The 17,345-nt window shown below is 61.3% G+C and carries 11 protein-coding genes; 4 read left to right on the top strand and 7 right to left on the bottom strand.

What is annotated here, in order from left to right; translation table 11 throughout:
- Positions 1 to 383 precede the first annotated feature (383 nt).
- The 4 genes from H0921_RS11500 (at position 384) to H0921_RS11515 (ending at position 6,639) form a co-directional block, all read left to right on the top strand.
- Positions 384 to 1,418 (top strand): phosphoglycerate dehydrogenase, encoded by a 1,035-nt coding sequence (locus H0921_RS11500; RefSeq protein WP_194538231.1) that lies wholly within the window; start codon positions 384 to 386, stop codon positions 1,416 to 1,418.
- Between the two features lie 110 nt (positions 1,419 to 1,528).
- Positions 1,529 to 2,506, top strand: a complete 978-nt coding sequence (locus tag H0921_RS11505; protein ID WP_194538232.1) for an ABC transporter ATP-binding protein — start codon at positions 1,529 to 1,531, stop codon at positions 2,504 to 2,506.
- The gene (locus H0921_RS11510; RefSeq protein WP_228499507.1) at positions 2,506 to 5,433 is read left to right on the top strand and encodes an ABC transporter permease; all 2,928 of its coding nucleotides are present in this window, start codon (positions 2,506 to 2,508) and stop codon (positions 5,431 to 5,433) included. The genes H0921_RS11505 and H0921_RS11510 overlap by 1 nt, the downstream gene beginning before the upstream one ends.
- Positions 5,434 to 5,799: 366 nt before the next feature.
- A complete protein-coding gene (locus H0921_RS11515; protein WP_194538234.1) occupies positions 5,800 to 6,639 on the top strand; it encodes a PEP-CTERM sorting domain-containing protein in 840 nt (279 codons plus the stop codon).
- 200 nt (positions 6,640 to 6,839) lie between these two features.
- Here the strand turns inward: H0921_RS11515 and H0921_RS11520 are convergent, their stop codons facing one another.
- The 7 genes from H0921_RS11520 to H0921_RS11555 all read right to left on the bottom strand — a co-directional run bounded on the left by H0921_RS11520 (position 6,840) and on the right by H0921_RS11555 (position 17,304).
- On the bottom strand, positions 6,840 to 7,637 hold the full coding sequence (locus tag H0921_RS11520) for a DUF1559 family PulG-like putative transporter (RefSeq protein WP_194538235.1): 798 nt from the start codon (positions 7,635 to 7,637) through the stop codon (positions 6,840 to 6,842).
- A gap of 201 nt (positions 7,638 to 7,838) precedes the next feature.
- Complete coding sequence (locus H0921_RS11525; RefSeq protein WP_194538236.1) at positions 7,839 to 9,347, bottom strand: TIGR02996 domain-containing protein; 1,509 nt, start codon at positions 9,345 to 9,347, stop codon at positions 7,839 to 7,841.
- Positions 9,348 to 9,467: 120 nt separating this feature from the next.
- Positions 9,468 to 10,478 (bottom strand): DUF1559 domain-containing protein, encoded by a 1,011-nt coding sequence (locus H0921_RS11530; RefSeq protein ID WP_194538356.1) that lies wholly within the window; start codon positions 10,476 to 10,478, stop codon positions 9,468 to 9,470.
- Between the two features lie 366 nt (positions 10,479 to 10,844).
- On the bottom strand, positions 10,845 to 13,973 hold the full coding sequence (locus tag H0921_RS11535; protein WP_194538237.1) for an SMP-30/gluconolactonase/LRE family protein: 3,129 nt from the start codon (positions 13,971 to 13,973) through the stop codon (positions 10,845 to 10,847).
- Positions 13,974 to 14,171: 198 nt separating this feature from the next.
- Entirely contained in the window at positions 14,172 to 15,374 is a 1,203-nt protein-coding gene (locus tag H0921_RS11540; protein ID WP_390622565.1) for a Trx7/PDZ domain-containing (seleno)protein, read from the bottom strand.
- A gap of 111 nt (positions 15,375 to 15,485) precedes the next feature.
- On the bottom strand, positions 15,486 to 16,160 hold the full coding sequence (locus H0921_RS11550) for a hypothetical protein (RefSeq protein WP_194538240.1): 675 nt from the start codon (positions 16,158 to 16,160) through the stop codon (positions 15,486 to 15,488).
- Positions 16,161 to 16,716: 556 nt separating this feature from the next.
- Positions 16,717 to 17,304, bottom strand: coding sequence for a hypothetical protein (locus H0921_RS11555; protein ID WP_194538241.1), 588 nt, complete (start codon positions 17,302 to 17,304; stop codon positions 16,717 to 16,719).
- Between the last annotated feature and the right edge of the window lie 41 nt (positions 17,305 to 17,345).

Raw genomic sequence — 17,345 nt, forward strand, 5'->3', positions numbered from 1 at the left:
GTCCTCTCCTTCTGCTCGCAAAGCCGACCAGAGTTCACCCCTCTGACCGGCTATGGATTCCTAACGTAGGCTAGACACCACAGATGGAGTGTCCCTCAGCGGAGCGTTGCGGCCGGTGCCCACAACACAAGGCCAACAAACCGTAGGATGGAAGGCCCGCAGGATGGAAGGCAGCCGGCAACAGGGCAAGGCGAGAGGGGTTGCAGGGGAGGGAGGGATGTTGGCCGGGAATCAAGGAGTAGCGACAGAGCTAGCTGGAAGGAGTCGAGGCAGCGGCTTGAATTCCCGATTTCTTCCAGGGTATCCTTTGGTCTCTAGGGAATCACAGCGGCATCCTCCAGGGAATAAGACTGGCACCGAAGACACAAGTGGAGTCAGGCATCATGAGTGGGGCACGCGGTCGGGTCCTGGTCGGTCCAGCACCTTTACGCCAAATCGAATCCGTGTTTGGGCCGATTTTGCGGGAAGCGGGTCTGGAAGTGGAATATCCTCCGCGGCGCCAGATATTGGAAGAAGTTCAAATGACAGAGGAGGAATTGCTGGAGCAACTGCCGGGATGCGTGGCGGCAATTGCGGGAAGCGAGCCGTACACGCGCCGTGTGATCGAGCGTGCTGCTGCCGCCGGTTTGCTGGTGATCGCTCGGGCCGGTGTGGGTTATGATGGAGTCGATGTGGCGGCGGCGAGTGAACACGGCGTCGCCGTCTGTTATGCACCGGGTACCAATCACGAGGCGGTCGCCGAGCATACCTTCGCCCTGATGCTGGGATGGTTGCGGAACATTCGCGGCCAGGATCAGGCGATCCGCCGGGGGGAGTGGCCCCGGCGAGTGGTCGAACCGGCCCGCGGCAAGGTTCTGGGAATCATCGGATTGGGACGGATTGGCAAGGCCGTCGCTCGGCGCGGACGGGCCTTCGGCATGACTGTCCTGGCTTACGATATCGCCCCGGATCACGCCTTCGCCGCCGCGGAGGGAGTGGAGCTGGTCCCTTTGGAAACCCTCTTGCGTCAAGCCGATGTCGTGTCCCTGCACGTGCCCAAAACGCCCCAAACGGTCAATTTGCTCTGCCGCCAAACCCTTCAGTGGATGAAGCCTACTGCCCTGTTGATCAACACAGCCCGAGGTGGCATAGTAAATGAGAGCGACCTGTACGAAGCTCTGCAATCGGGACGACTCGCCGGAGCAGCGCTGGATGTGTTTGCTGAGGAACCGCCCCTCGGCAGTCCGCTGTTACAATTGGACAATGTCCTGCTGACAGCCCACACCGCGGGAGTGGACCGCCGCTCGCGGGAAGAGATGGCCCGGATCCCCGCTCAGGCGATTGCCCGCTTGCTGGCGGGAGAGTGGCCAGCCGAGTGGATCGTCAATCCCCAGGTCCAAGCCGCCTTCGTCCGGCGCTGGCGGCAATGGAAGGGCTAACGCCGAGAGAATACCTCGCACGGAGGTGGTCGGGAGGCCCGAAACGCTGATTCCTTTCGCGCTCCAAGGATGGTATGCTGAGCGATGGGCTATGCCATCGAGGAATGAGCATGTCACACCACGATGACGTGATCGTGCTGGAGCGTGTGGTTGTGCGTTATCGGCAGCGCCTGGTGCTCAATCACCTGGATTTGCGGGTGCCACGGGGGGCTTTCTTTGCCTTTCTGGGGGACAACGGCGCTGGCAAAACCACTACGATGAAACTGCTCACCGGCTTGCTGCCTCCCGACGCCGGTCAGGCCCGCATTCTCGGTCTGGATTGCTGGGCCCGCGCCACCCAACTGCGCCATCTGGTCGGTTACATGCCGGAGCGGCCTCGATTTTACGAATGGATGACGGTCGAAGAGATCGGTTGGTTCACAGCGGCTTTCCATCGCCCCGGTTTCCTCGCTCGCTATCGCGAGTGGACGGGTCGGCTAGGACTGGACCCCGCCATGCCCCTGAAAAACCTCTCGAAAGGGGGCTACGCAAGAGTTGGTCTGGCCCTGGCCCTGGCCCCCGATCCGCCGATCCTGCTCCTGGATGAACCGACCTCCGGCCTGGATCTGCTGACCCGGCGGGAATTCCTCGCCCACCTGCGCCACTTGGCCTCGGAAGGGCGCACCATCTTCATCTCCAGCCATTCCATCGCCGAGCTGGAAAACGTCTGCACCCACGTCGGACTGTTGCGCGACGGCCAGATGCTCCTGACAGCTACCCTCGAAGAATTGCGCCAGAAAGTGCGACGGCTCAGCCTGCGCTTTGCCGAGACGGCACCGGACCCCACCGGTCTGGGCACGATTTTGCTCCGCAACGGTACGGGACGCTTCTGGCAAGTCATTGTCCACGAGCCGAATCCGCGGGCTGTTGCGGCCTTGCAAGCCCAGCCGGGGATCACGGACTTTGAAGATACCCCCGTATCGCTGGAAGAAGTGTATGCCTTGTTCATGAGCCGCTCGCGCAATGGAGTCCCAGAGGACAGTGCGGAGATTCCCTGGGTGCAACGATGCGATGGGACCCTGCCCCGCCGACGGGAGGCCATTCCGTGATGCTCATCCGGGCCATGCTCTGGAAGGAATGGCGTGAGCACAGCTCCGTGGTCCTGGTGCTGGCGATCTTTAGCATCAGCATGCTCGTGGCCGTCGCGCTGCTGGCTCAGCCGCCGAATCCCTCCGCGCCCGCCACGGAGATCGTCCGGCATCTGGGTCTAGGCCGCCTGGCGACGGTCATGCTCGTGGTCACGACCGGCATGGTCTGCGGCAGCGCCTTGTTTGCCAGCGAACGGGAAAATGGGACTTCCACCTTCCTCGATACTTTGCCGGTTTATCGTGCCCCCCTCTGGCTGGCGAAGTTCCTCGCCGGCCTTGTCCTGACAGCCGGGTTATCGAGCATCATCATTCTCACCGCCGCGGTTCTGGGACTCATTCAGTCCTGGTCCTCCGTCGCCGCCTTGGGAATCTATACGGCGATGGCCTACGCCTGGGGCGTGCTCGGCTCGACGTGGACCCGCTCCACCCTGGCAGCCGTCGGTGTGGGGGTGCTGGCTGCTTTGGCTGCTGCGGTGCTCCTCGTGATTCCTCTCATGCTCTGGTGGACCTCCCCCGGCCAATTCTGGCTTCGCCCCCGCGGCCTGTATCTCTTCGTGGTTTCGATGCTGCTTTTGCCCCTGGTTCTGTCCCTGTGGCATTTCACGGGGGTGGATCGCCACCGGCTTGCGGAGGATCGGCAAGCCTCGCTCCGCCTCTTACCATTTCAACGCTGGACATCCCGGCTCAGCGCTTGTGCCTGGCTCACGCGCCGCCAACTCCGGCGTTCCGCTCTCTTCCTGCTCCCTCTAGCTCTGTTTTGGGGCCTAATGCTGCTGGTGCCGCCGCTCGTCCCCTGGCTTTACTGGCCGCCTCTGGCCCTGCTTTTGGGCGTACTCGTAGCCGTGCTCAGCACGAGCGATGAGCAAACACAGCAGGTGTACCGCTATTGGGGGGAACAGCGCTTGCCGTTGGGCAGCCTGGTCGTGACGAAACTGCTGGGAAGCGCTCTGTTGCTACTCCTGCTGCTGGCGGCCTTGGCCCTGCCTCTGTTCCTGCGCAGCCAGTTGAGCGGTTCCATGCAAGCCCTGCGCGGCTACACCCTGCTGGCTGGCCTATTCCGCTCGCCGTTGTTCGATGAACTGGGCTGGCATGGCTGGCGCTACATGCTGCTGCCGGCGGTGTACGGCTTTGCCGCCGGCTGGCTCTGCGGACTGCTTATTCGCAAGCGGGTGCCGGCCACGGGAGTGGCAATGTTCCTGGGCGGCGTAGGTACCCTCGCTTGGGTTCCCTCCCTGCTCGCGGGCGGAACCCAACATTGGCAGTTGTGGACACCCCCGCTGGTGTGGCTTTTCACCGCCGCTGCCCTGCTCTCCCCTTGGGTCAAGGATCGCTTGTGGCATGCACGCGGCCTGACCACTCTCGGCCTCGGTCTGAGCGGTTCTGTCCTGGTGCTTGCCGCTGGTTTAGGCTGGCGTGTGCTGGAAATCCCCGATTCGTCCGATGGCGAGGCGGACCTCGCCTATATCGCGGCGCTTCCTCCCTTCGATGACAACCTCGCCGGCCGGGATATGCGCATGGCAGCCGAAGCGTGCGCTCGCCAAGCCGCTTTGCTGGCCAACCGCTATGATCAGCCCCCGCCTACCTCCCGCGAACCGGCTGGACGGCGCCAACAGTTGGAGGAGCGGCTAGACAACGCTCTTCGCCTTGGCTGGCCCACCCCCCAGGAGGACCCCGCCCTCAACGAATGGCTCGAAGCTCTCTTCCGCGAGGCCGCTCCACCCTCTTCCTCCCCTGCCGCGCCCACGAGTTCCGCCTGGCCGGCCCTGGCCCACCAGGCCGCACGCGACCCCGCCGGCATCTACGAATACCCGCAACTCCTCGCCGGAACCACCACCTCGACGACTTACAACAATGCCCGCCGACTGGCGGCTGTCCTGCTAGGCCGCGGCCTGCAACTCCAAAGCCAAGCCCAACCGGACCGCTTTCCCGATCATCTCCACACCTGCCTTGGATTGGTCCGCCACCTGCGCAACGCCGCTCCCCTCCAAGGTTTCTACACCGCCCTCGACGTGGAACGCCTCACCCTCAGTGCCTTGGATCGCTGGTTGGAAGCCGAATGTGCCCCCTCCCACCAAGCCCTCCAGCAAGCGGCTCAACTCCTGGAATACCACGACCGCCAAACTGCCCCGACGCATCACTTCGATCCAACACCCCACTTCCTCGCCGAACGCTACCTGTTGCGGGAAGCGCTCAATGCTCCAAGCCAATGGTTAGGCAGCTATTTGGGACTGAATCCTTCCTCCCTGGAACAAGACCCGCCGGAAGTCGAGGCGATCCTGCTAGCCTGGGCGGTCCCTTGGGAACGAGAGCGCACGCGCCGCATCGTCGGCCTGGGATTGGAAAGCGGCCTGCGTCACGACCCCGTGTATCTCTACGGCCGGCCCGGCTTCAGCCTCATTCTCGGACGCATGCGCAACCCCACGGAAATGCAGGAACACGAACGCTACATCCGCACCTTACGCCGAGTCGCCTGCATCCGCCTCGCCACGCTCCACTACCACCGCCAATTCCAGCACTATCCCCCCACCCTCGACACGCTGCTGCGGCACCACTTGCTCCAGTCCCTCCCCGCCGATCCTTACGCCTCTCAGGCTCAGCCTCTGCGTTATCGCTTGGTTCAGGCGGAAGTCACCACCGATGAAGGACGCCGGGGCGAACTCCTCCGCAATCCGCCTCCCGCCCTCAATCAACGCTACCTGCTCCAGGGCACCGCCAGCCTGCCGGCGGAACTTTTCGTCCCGGCGGGGGAACCGCTCCTCTGGAGTGTCGGTCCCGATCAGGTGGACCAGGGCGGGCGCAACGTCCCCATCAGCTCCACCTTCAACATCGGTCGGCCCCCGGACCTCGTCTTTCTGATCGCTATCCCCCCGCGCCGCACAGCACAGTGACCCACTTCCTCAGCCAGAAAGCTACACCCTAGATCAACCTTTCGCCTCAGCCAGAAAGCTGCACTCTAGACCGGGCTTCGCCTTTTTTGCTGAATCCGGAACCGTGACACCGTTCGCCACGGAGGCATTCTCCCCGTGAAGGGCAACAAACCTGATGGCAAGACATACAGCAGCCATGACCGAAACCAGACTTGCCGAGTAAGATTTCACAATGTGATTGTTATACAAACATCATTATTGCCATACATGAATTCCCATGCTAAATGTCAATTTTTTTCGCCAACTCCACTTGTAGTTCCAATTTTAGCAGTGTAACCTGATTTGCGGGCAGTGCTGCAGGAATCGACACCGAAAGGAGAATGCCCAATGTCCACACGCTTGATCCTACCTGTTTGGGCGGTCCTAGCCGTGGCCGTGTTCCCCACCGTGGCCCACGCCGCCCCCATCTACTCCAACAACTCCACGGGAGACTTTTACAACTTCACTGGATCCACCACTACCTACGTGCCGTTGGTTGGTTCCAGCGGCTGGTCCTACTTCGGCCAGGGTGGGTCCACCGTGGGTATTAATTACACCTACCCCCGCAATGGCAACGGCTCCGTGTACCTCAACGGCACGAGCGGCTCGTCGCAAGGCGGCATTCTTTACACCACTGGTAGCGCGCTGGGAAGCCTCTCCCAACTGCAAAGCGTGTCTTACGACTGGTATCGGGACAGTAGTAGCACGAACCCGAATGTCCAGGCTCCCGCCTTGGGTATCCGGATCGACGCCGATGGCGACCTCACTACCATTAATGACCAGGGATCACTGATTTTTGAACGGGTTTACAACACCTCTGGTGCTGTACCTACCAACACCTGGACAAGCGAGAACATCACATCCAGTACCTACCTGTGGAACACGAGGATTGGTTCTCTTCCCTTCGCTTCCAACATCAACTCGACACCCTACGCCTACGATGCCAGCTTATCAGAGTGGCAGGCGTACTTCCCGAACGCCGTGGTGATTGGTTTCTTCGGTTTCTTCGGCAGCGGCTGGAATGGCCAATTCAGCGGTGCTGTCGATAACATCACCTGGCAATTTCAGAACCAGCCGCCCGTGTCCTTCAATTTTGAGGTCCAGGTTCCGGAACCCGCCAGCCTGGCTTCCCTCGCCGTGGGTCTCGTGGGATTGGGTGCGTACCTGCGCCGCCGGCGAGCCGCATGATGGCGCAAGCACCCCGCTAGTCTCTTAGCCGGGTGGATGAGGGAAAGGCCCTTCCATCGTTGAATCGCCCTGCAGCATCGCCCAAGCGGAAGCTAGCCAGCCCCTCTCCACCCGCGTGCTTTTTCGAGCCTATCATGCCGGCACTTTCGCTGAAGCTACGAGGTATCTCCTGGAATAGTCTTCACCCCATCCTCGTCCTGTCATCGCCGGGCCAGTTCGCGCCACAGGGATCGCTCGATGGCATAGTCGATCCAACGGACCGAGCCGTCGGCGAAGAGGGCTTGAAAGCCGCCGGGGTGGGCACTGCCGAACTGCCGTCCCGTGCCTGAGCGGTGATCCGGTTCCGGAGGCACCGTGGTTTCACGGATGACGTCAGCATCCCAGCCATTGGCCCAGGTTGCATCATCGAACCACAAGCCGCCGCCGTAACCCGACGTGGGGACCCACTTTTCCCCGGCAAGCAGAATGTTGGACAATCCCCGTGAACAACTTTCTGGGCGGACGCTGCGAGGCAGTCCTCCCCGCCGAACGATGACTCCGCCATAAAGGGTCTGCGGTGCCGGGGCAATGTAGGGATTCATCCCGGTGCTCTGGTAAATGTCTTCGGGGGTCGCGGCGGCATAATCGCTGAGCGTGCCGTGTTGGCCCTGGACAATCCCCCACACCGTGCAGAGAGTCAGGGGGCGGCGCGAAGGACAGGAGGCCAGGCGATTGGCTGTCCAGTAGATGGATGGTCCCTCATAATCCGGCGCCAGTTGCCCAAGCCAGCCGTCCTGGACAAACCATCCCGTCCCGCCATCCGGAAACCGGCCCTCACGACTGACATACGAATGACAAGCCAAGCCGATTTGGCGGAGATTGTTGCTACAGCGAATGCGATTGGCGGCTTCACGCACCTTCTGAATTGCCGGAAGAATCAGCCCCAAGAGCAAACTGACTACAGCCGTCGCTACCAGCAATTCCGCCAAAGTATACGCCGGGCGATTCCAATGAACCATGCGTTCCAACCCCCCGTTGCCCTCTGGGGTGACGGGGAAGCCCGAGGAACAATCCGAGTCGTCAGAGATTGAGGGGGGAAGCAGCCTGTGACTCTAAAATGAGCATCGATAAGCCGACAGACTTTTTGCCTGGACCAAACGATCCCAAGCTTCGGTGAGATGTCAGCGAGAAAATTCGTGGTCCCCTCAGTCTGTCGGTGTTCACTGTAAGGAAGCCGGCCAAAAGATGTGAGGATAAGACAGGGGGTGGCGAAAGCGGCGGCGTAATGGCGTTTTTCCCAAGAGTCGGCAGGCTCCCAGGTTCAGAAGGCGAAGGTTGTGGCAATGCCGAGCCACCAAATCTTGGACGCTCGAAGCAGACACAGCAAGACCGCTCAGGCCGAGATGGAGAAGATGGGGCAGGGATCCGTAGCGGAATAATGTCCGCACCGTCTGAGGAGCTTCCGGGGCGGACCAGACTCCTCCAAGGTGCAAGTAACGTAATTGCTGTAGATCAGGATGGGAACGGATGGCTTGCCAGAGGCGGACCGAAGCCACTGGCCCCCAGAGAGACAAGCTCCGCAAGGCTGGCCAACGCGTACCGGTGAAGAATTGGACCAATAGCTGCTTGGGGAAATCTGCCGGTAACATCAGGCTCAATTCCTGCAACTGGGTGCATAGCGGCTGGGCTTGCAGGGCGCCTAGCAGGGCAGGCGCATTCCTGGAAGGTCGCAAATCCAGGAAGCGAAGGTGGGGCCAGGCACCGGATGATTCCTGGGCCTTGCCGGGAGTTGCCAGGCCGCCCATGACGCGCAAACCCCGGAGATTCGGAAAGGCTTGCGCCAAGTGGCCCAGGGGCACCTCTACCTGCTCTACGTGGGCCAGAAGATCCAACAAATCCCATTCCAGCCATTGCACGTGGGGCCAAGGGCCGCAAGCGAGCAAGGATTCGTAAGCCTGGGGAGATGGAAGTTGCAACCGCAAGCCGCGTAAGTGGCGGAGCCAGTGCGCCTGGTACAAGCGCTGCCAGAGGTGCGGTTCATCCAGACCGCTGGTCGGAAACACGAGCAAGTGAAGATGCCGTAGTCCCTGCCAGGCCGGGGCTTCCTGGAGCCATTCGACGATCTCCGCCGTCCAGTCGCTACACTCCAGGAACAAGGTCTTCCAGCGGACTGGGGGCGGGAAGTGGGTCAAAGCCTGAAGGGCAGGCCGCACCCACCGAGCTTCCTCTGTCATCAGTCTGACGATCAGGATGTCATAGTCCCCCAATTCTGGAATCTCTTGCAGCCTGTGGAGGGGACGGGCATTCCGATTCACGAGGATTTCCACAGCGCGATACAAACCTTTCTGCCGGACTTTGTTGACATGCCGTCGGGCTGCCTGGACATCCTGGCAACAAGACAGTGCACACAAGACAGGAGGTGTGGGCTGCTGGTAGCATCGTTCCCTCTGAGGCCAATGCCAGAAATCCACCTCGGTGAAGCGGCGGTGGACAGCCAGCCAGGCGGAAGGAAGCGCCAGGGATAATTCGATGCGCCGGTGGATGCCGTCCAGCAACTCTGAATCATGGCCTGCGAGTTGCCGCAAGCGACATTCCAAGCGCAGATATTCCGCCTGGGCTGCTTCTCCCCGTTCTTCTAACCAATCCGCGTAAATTAGGTAAGGCAGATCGTCGTCGGGGTTGTTCCAGAGCAACTGCTGGAAGTGATTGTGCTCATTCATACGCGTCATCGTAAGCTGCTATGCATTGCATGCCAAGCGAATGTCAGGCGGACTGATGCCGAATCACCGGCTCTCGGCACAACCCCTGCGTATTGGGCAAACTTTCTTGACCGTCCTCTGGCTAACCTGTCATTCGAGAGTGGCCAGATCACCAGCGGCTCGCGTGCTGAGAGCTGCCAGAGTCGGCAGTGAAGTCGTAGCCGAGAGGAAACGGATGGAACCATCCGCTAGAGCCACATTGACTCCGTGGGGATGGAAGCTGCCGTAGGCGGCCAAGCGTGCCCACCATTGGGGACCGAGCGTGCTCCACGGAACAGGCGGCGGAGGCGGCGGTGGTACGCCGGGAAAGGGGGAAGCCGGCGGCGACCAGATCGTCCCATGCCGATAATTGATCGGCGCTGTCGCTCCCAATAACCCGCCCGCGGCGTTGGGACCCGGCGGCGGCGCCCAAACGGCGTAAGCGGCGACGCTCTGCAGCGGAGGGTCTGGCGGCGGAGTTATGACCCCGGCAGACCACGCCCCCAAAAACGTGTCCAGATTACCATCCCCAATGATCCGCTCCCCCAGCATCAGCGTGTTGCTCGTCCCATCCTTGATGTGTTCCAACTTCACGCCCCGTTGATTCGGTACTGGTTGCGAACCAGGCCCTGTGGTGTGAAACACCCCGTCTACGGGCGAGAGTGCCGGCGGAAAGGGCCGGGTTCCGCCGTTGCCACCATAAGTCGTGAAGGCATACGCTCCGCTGCCGAGGGTTATCGTGCGATCCGCCTCTGGATGACTCGGACAGAGGTAAACCTTAATCCGCGTGGCAGACCGGCCCGTGGTTCCATTCGTCAACGGTGTCGTGAAATCCCACTGCTTGTAAAGTGGGTCCTGCTCAATGTAAGGCAGAACCTCCACGAACAGCGAACTGTAACGGCCACCTCCTTGCTCGACAGCTCCGGGTAAACGTTCGTTACTGTCGTGGTAACTATGCAGGGCTAAGGCCAATTGCTTCAAGTTGTTGGCGCAGGTCATCCGCGATGCAGCTTCACGCACCTTCTGCACAGCCGGTAGGAGCAGTCCAATAAGGATGGCGATAATCGCAATCACCACCAATAGCTCAATCAGAGTAAATCCCGGCTTGCCCCGTGGTCCCATGGTCCGTCCCTCCACCGTGGCTCTCTCCGCCGGCTGTAATCCACGATATTCACGAACTGCCGCTGTCTGTCTGTCTATCTTTCTGGAAGTACTCCTGCCCCGTCAGGAACCGCGACTCTCTCCCCGTCGCTCCACCTCCCATCATCTCCGTGCTCAGCAGTTTTGTCTATCCCTTTGGAATATCTTAATTGCTGATTGTCTTGTTATTATTACCTTACATATTGAAACCCAAATTAATCATGTGTATTACCATGACTTCATCACCAGGTAATGGATTTACCATGATTAACTTGCATATTGCACACTCACACCCCATCCGTTGATGGGGACGCTGAAGTTAGGCCAGCCGCCAGAGCGAGGACCAGGTCAGTCCCGACTTCGAGGCGGCCAGAGGATTCGGCCAGGTGTCGTGGTACGAATGCTGTAGAGAATCCCGCCGGCGGTGATGAACAAGGTACGCCGGTCGTCGCCGCCAAAGGCGCAGTTCGTCACTTCGTCGGTGGGAACGGGTAGGAATGCCAGGAGTTGCCCCTCTGCTGGATCGATGACATAGATGCCGCCCGGAACATTGGTTGCAGGTTCGGCTGGGGGATGAGGCCGATTCAAACCGGCGGCGACATAGAGGCGGCCCTGCACATCCTGTTTGATCCCGTCAGGACCACGTCCTTGACCCCAGTCGTAAAGCAGTTTCTGGCTCTTCGGCTCCACCGTGCCGTCGGGCTTAAGGCGGAAGCGCCACAGTTTGCGTGCCCCGCCAACCGTATCGTTGTTGTTGTCGGCCACGAACAGATAGCGGTCATCCGCCGACACCAGCACGCCGTTGGCACGCTCGACCTCTCGGCCCAGAACGCGATGGACGCTCCCATCCGGGTCAATGCGGTAAACTCCTTCGATGGTCCGTCCCTGCTCGTCCCGCTGTTGCATATCTGAGCGGTCGCCATAACGGGGATCGGAAAAGTAGATCCGTCCACGGGAATCAATAGTGAGATCGTTGGGCTGATTGTACTTCTTGCCGTTGAAGCGATCGGTCAGGACGGTCCGTTTGCCCTGGCGGTCGATGCGCGAGACGGAGCGGAAGGCGGGTTCACAGCAGACAAGGGTGCCATCCCGGTCGAAGAGCAGGCCATTAGTGCCCGCTTTTTCCCTCCAGAGGCGTGACTGGCCATCCGGCGTCCACTGATAGATGCCTTTGGCGCCACTGGTAAGTACGCCCCATTGCGGGTCCCAAGCCGGTCCTTCGCCAGCGGTTCCCGGTGCACTCAGGACTTGCAATCTGGCCCCTGGCTCGAAGATGGGATGATTGGTAAACTCCTGGACCGTAGCTACTCCGAGGTCCACAAACAGTTTCTCCGGGGTAGTGAAGATGATGCGCCGCTGGACCTGCTTATCGCGTTGGGCCGCTTCCACGGTGCGGCGGTAGGCGGCTTGAACTTCGGCACTCCCCAGGGGTCGGCCTTGCGGATCTGTCCCCCCTGCGATGGCCAAGGGGGTGATCCGCGCGAGGGCTGCCAGGTGAGGCACATCGCCGCACATGCGGAACAAGCCCGGTACGATCAGGCCAAGGCGGAAATTCTCGTAAGGGCGATCGGTCATCAGGGTGACAGGACTGTTGACAGCGGCGGCTCCGTACTCCACGCCATCCTGACTGACGGCAGCAGCGGCCAGAGCCAGTAGCCCCGCTGGCCCCTCTCCCACGTAGAGAATGCTGCGTTCGGCGACCTCCCCCATGTCCCGCAGGACCCGTACCAGGGAGTGGATATCCCACAGCCATTGCTGGAAGAGCGGCCGGCCCAGCCATAGGCCCCACTGGGCGGCATTATGATCGACCGCCCGGCCTACGCGATTGCGTTCTGGCGCCAAGGGTCCGGTCGCGCGCAAATCCAGGGTCACCACGCGCAAACCGGAACGCTGGGCCAGGTGGTATAGCTGGCTCTGCCGGGCAGCCTGGGCGCCATCCATATGCAGGAGCATCACAATCACCTGGGACTTTCCGGATTCCAGCCGCGCTGTCAAGGTGATGCCAGGGGCAGGTTGCCACTGGACAGTGCGGCTCCCGTCGGCATGTTTCTCGACCTGAGGATGCAGCTTTCCGCCACAGGCTCGACTTTCCTCTTCAAGCCAACGCTGCAACCACCCCCGTGCCTCGTCCCACTTACCGGCTTGTAGCCGCTGATCGGCTGCCTCCACCGCTCGCCGAGCCTCCTGGAAGGCCAGTTTCGGGACCGTCACAAATTCCTTGGGCCGGGTGTCATTCGGATAGCAGCGGAGGTCTTCCGGTTTTTCGGGTGTGGCAGGCGGTTCAGGAATCGGACTGCCATCTCCTTCTCCTTTGAGGTGCAGGCACATAAAGCCGTACATCGCTTCCCGCATCGCTTTGCTATAACCGTGTCCTTCATCGAAAATCACATGCCGCAGGCGGTCCGCCTGGCCGTAAAGCTGGTACACGGGTGCGACGCGTGCCAGGGATTTTTTCGCCTCGCCGGGGGAGAATTGGATACTATCTTTGGCAGCATTGATGACCATGAGCGGTCGCGGTGCGATCAAGGCCAGCACAGCCCATTCTTCGGTCCAGCTTAAGGCTCCTGGCACCACTTCGCACATGCAGCAGGCGGTGTGAAGGTAAGCCTGGTAGTTTCCCACGGAGCAGACCGGCACCGCACAGCGCAAGCGGGTGTCCCACGCCGCGGCATACATCGTTTGGTTTCCCCCGCCACTGGCTCCGGTGATGCCGATGCGGGATTTATCCACCTCCGGGCGAGTTTCCAGATAATCGACGGCGCGCATGTTCTCATACACCTGCAAACCGCAGAGGGTCAGGCCGGAGGGCAGAAGGGTCGCCGCCGTCATCTCGCCGTGGTATTCGCCCAGCGCCGTGCCGATGCCGCGTTCGCCAGCACCGAAGGCGTCCACACATAGCACCACAAAGCCCAACTTGGCAGCACCGATACACCGCATCTGAACCGTGGGCTCCTGCTTGGCCAGCCGCCAATGTCCGTGGACCATCAGGATCGCCGGTGCAGGTTTCTTCCGGGCGGCGTCGGGAATGTACAGGTTGGCGGTCATCCGCACGCCGGGGCGAGTTTGGAAGCTGATCTTTTCCACGGTGTAACCTTCCCGCCGGAGCGGCTCGCCGTGCTGCTGCGGTTCCAGGGGACAAGGCGGCGTCACAAAACAGGCGGCCCCACCCCACGCCTCGTAGAGCCGCCGGCGTATCTCGGCCGCTTGCTTCTCCCATTCCGCACGGGTTGTAGGGACCCGATCCTGGCTCCGTTTCTCTGCCGCCTCGCGCAGGACAAAGGCCTGATACTGCTTGTTACTGGCTCCTGGAGCGCCCACTGCTGCCGTCCCAGGGCTTTTCGGTTGTTCCTGTCCAGAAGGTACTGGCTGCTGCCAACCCAAGGCCATCCCGCCGATCCACGCCAGGCCGATGGCCAGCCACGCAGCGGGCAATCGCTGGAATTGTTTCCGCATCCGCCGACTGTTGCCGTATCGCATGATCCATCCTCCGTGGCAAAACCAGATGAGGGAAAGTCGCCCCGCGAATCACCCTCCATGTCCCGCAAGCCGTCCGGCATCTCCAGTGTGCGTCCGACAAGCGCAGCCGGCAAGAGGCAAGGTCCAGCCTCCGCCGCTGGCCTCCGTTCTTGCAGCCCAAGCGGTCCCATCAAGGGCGTGTGCAGTTCGGAGACGGAACTATTTCAAGGTGTAGCGCAAATGGAGACGTTGGCCGTTGCGCAGGATATTCAGGGTGATCGTATCCCCCACGAGGTAATTGCGTCGCACGTGGGCCAGCAACAGCTCTCCGCCTCCCTGGAAGGTTTGGCCGTCGATGCCGATGAGAATATCGCCTCCCCGCAGCCCGATCCGTTCGAGACTTTCATGCACCCGCTGCTGTTGTCGCAGAGCGGCTTGATTGGCGGGTAGTCCCAAGGCTCTCTTTTCCTCCGGCGTCAGATCATCGCCGACCACGGGGAGCGAGGGAAGGATGTCTAGCAGCGAGGGGCGCCACGTGATGTTGGTTTTCCGCCAGCCGGGGGGCAGTTTGAGCGTCGCGGAGAACTGCCGCTCGCCTCGCTTCCAGATCACCGGGATGCTTCCCTGCTTCGGGGCTTTGTGCAGGGCATAGGAGGCATCGGCGAAGGAGGCAACGGAATAACCGTTGAGCTGCACGAGGCGATCCCCCGCTTGCAAGCCGGCCTCGGCTGCCGGCGAGCGAGGTTGTACCGCCTGGACCAAATCGCCTTGGTCCTTGTGCAACACGATCCCGATATTCTCCGGCAAGGGATAGGACCAAATGCTGTCCCGGTCCCACGTGCCGGCGGCCTGTTCCGCAGCGCGGCGGAACTCGTTGACATTATGGCAGTGGATGCAGCCGCGATGGCGGCGGGCGGCGGGATAGTCCTCGGGCCGCACGGGAGGACCGCTCAGCCGCACAGCGGGGGGCGGCTGCTGGTGCTTCTCCAGCGCCCGTTCCAGGGCATAGCGCAAGCCCGCCAGGGACAAGCGCCCCTCACTATCGGAGGCGTCACGCCCCCCATAGCGGCCATAGATCGTCTCATCCGCGTTGAGGAAAAAGGCGTACCAGGTCACATCATAGTCGAACTCGAAGCGCCGCAGGTCCATCCCGGCAATCTTGATCAGACGCACGCGAATGAACCGCTCCGCCACATCCCGAATCTCTTTCGGCAGACGCACCACCTGTGCGTCGAACTCCGCGCAGTCCAGTCACGGCTCGCAACGGAACACCAGGAAGATCGGCTTGCCGCTCCGGCGGGCTTCGGCCCGGGCCGCCTCGTAATCCGAAAACCAGCCGTACCGGGCTGGGTCCAGCTTCTGCACATTGGACGCTCCGCTTGAAGCTAACACGCCGATCCACAGCCAGCTCATCGCCATCATGATGCTTACCACTCCGAACACTTCGCATTGAACCCAGGAACACACCATCTCCGGGAACCTTTCCTGCCGCGCCCGGTTCCCGAAGCTTCTCCGACGTTTGTCCGCGAGGGCTTACTTCCTCTCGCCCGTGCGCAGGACCTGGAAGCGGACGATCGCGGGGCCATGACCCGTGGCCGCCCATTCCAGATGGACCTGGGAGCCGACCGGCGCTGCCCGGACTGCTTGCAGCACTTCCGGGATCGGCCCCTGCACTTTGGGGTCGAACTGGACGAAGTAGGAGCGAGCCTTTTCCTCGCCGGGCGCCTGGACTTCCAGGACGACATTCTTGCCCTGCTCCTTCTTGGAACGGAGCACTCCCGTGACCGTCCCGGAGCGTTGCAGCTCGCTGACGCCGTGCTCCTTCGACTTGTCCTTGGGTTGCTCCCCGGCTTTCTTGAGCAGCTCCAGTTTCACGACCCTCGGACGCTCCTCGAATTCCCATTCCAGGCGCACCCGGCTTCCCACCGGTGTCGCCCGAATCTGGGCCACCATGGCCTTGTCCGGCCCCCCGCCCTGAGCCGGTGCACCGCCACGCCAGTGGGGAACATACCGCCGGGCCTTCTCCTCCCCGTCCGCCTTGACCTCGATCCAATTCTCGCCCTTCGCCGTGACCACACCCACAACGGTCCCTTTCCGCTGTCCCTCTTTCGGCTCCTTGGGTTCCTGCACCGCAGCGGCGGTCGCAGCGACGCTCAGCCATCCGAGCAGCAGACCCAAACCGACCATCGGCATTGTCGTACCTCGCATGGCAACTTCTCCTTGGGGATCCCTCCGCCCACCGGTCATGACCGGCACGACGGAAAACTTTTTCGCCCTCATTGCTGGAAACCCCGCTTGTTACGGCAGAGTTCTGGCTCTTTACCCTGTTGTTACACAGGCATCCCTTGCCCGGCCATTCCCCCGCCCCTTTCTTTTGTCTTTTTTGTCCACAGCGGCAGGCGGAGGCAGTCCTTCGCGTTTCCTGGCTCACACGGCCCGTCTCAGGAACCTGTCCAGCCCCCGAACCGTTCGCCTTGGCCGTCCCCTTCACTGCTGCCCTCATGACCCACCTCCTTCTGGAAATTGGAAATCCTGGGAGTTGTCACCCGAACCTTTCGTCGGGGGGTTTTGACCTCTGGGAAACCCCGCCCGTGGGCGGTTTCGCCGGTCCGCTCCACTGCGCGACCTCGGCTTCCCGCCTTTACTGAACATATGCACCATAAATTTCCAGAAGTCAAATCGGATGCGGAAAAATTTTTCCCTTTTTTTCTCTCCCGCCGCCGGAAATGCTTATCTATAAATATGTTCCGTTGACATGGGAAAGTCAAATCGGGTCATTTTTTTCTTCCGGAGTCGCCGGAGTCTGGCCTTCGGAGGTCCGGCGGAAGATCGAGATGCCCAGGAGGCGGAGCAATTGCTGCCCAGCGACGAAAAAACCAACCGTTAGCAGAAACATAAGCAAGCCCGCGAAGCGCTTTTGTCCCCGGCTCCAATTTTGCATGTCCAGGAAGGCGCTGGCGACGAAGATGATCAGCCTCAAAAAGCCCAATGTTCCGAAGAAGAGAAGCCAGCCGACCCAGTTCAACTGGTTCAAATCAAACATCTGGATACGGGCCAGAAGACCTCGGACCGGATCCGCAGGGGCAGGGGTCGGGATGCCCGTCGACGCTGGAGTCGGCGGCGTTCCAGGCTCTGCCAGGGCGGTCTCCGCTGCGGCTGCCTGCGCCCTGGTTCGATCCTCGGCCCGGCGGATGAGCAGGATGCCCAACACGATCATCGGCAGCGGCACCAAAGCCATACAGGCGAGCCAACCCAGGAGAGCACGCCCCGTCTCGGCATTCGCCACCGGGAAAATGCTCATGATCAGCAGGACGATTCCCAACCCCAGGATGACCATCCCGAACGTGCGCATGGTGTGATCTCTTCTTTCAGCCGTTGGTTTGGTTTTTTATT

This window comes from Thermogemmata fonticola (assembly GCF_013694095.1).
GTDB lineage: Bacteria > Planctomycetota > Planctomycetia > Gemmatales > Gemmataceae > Thermogemmata > Thermogemmata fonticola.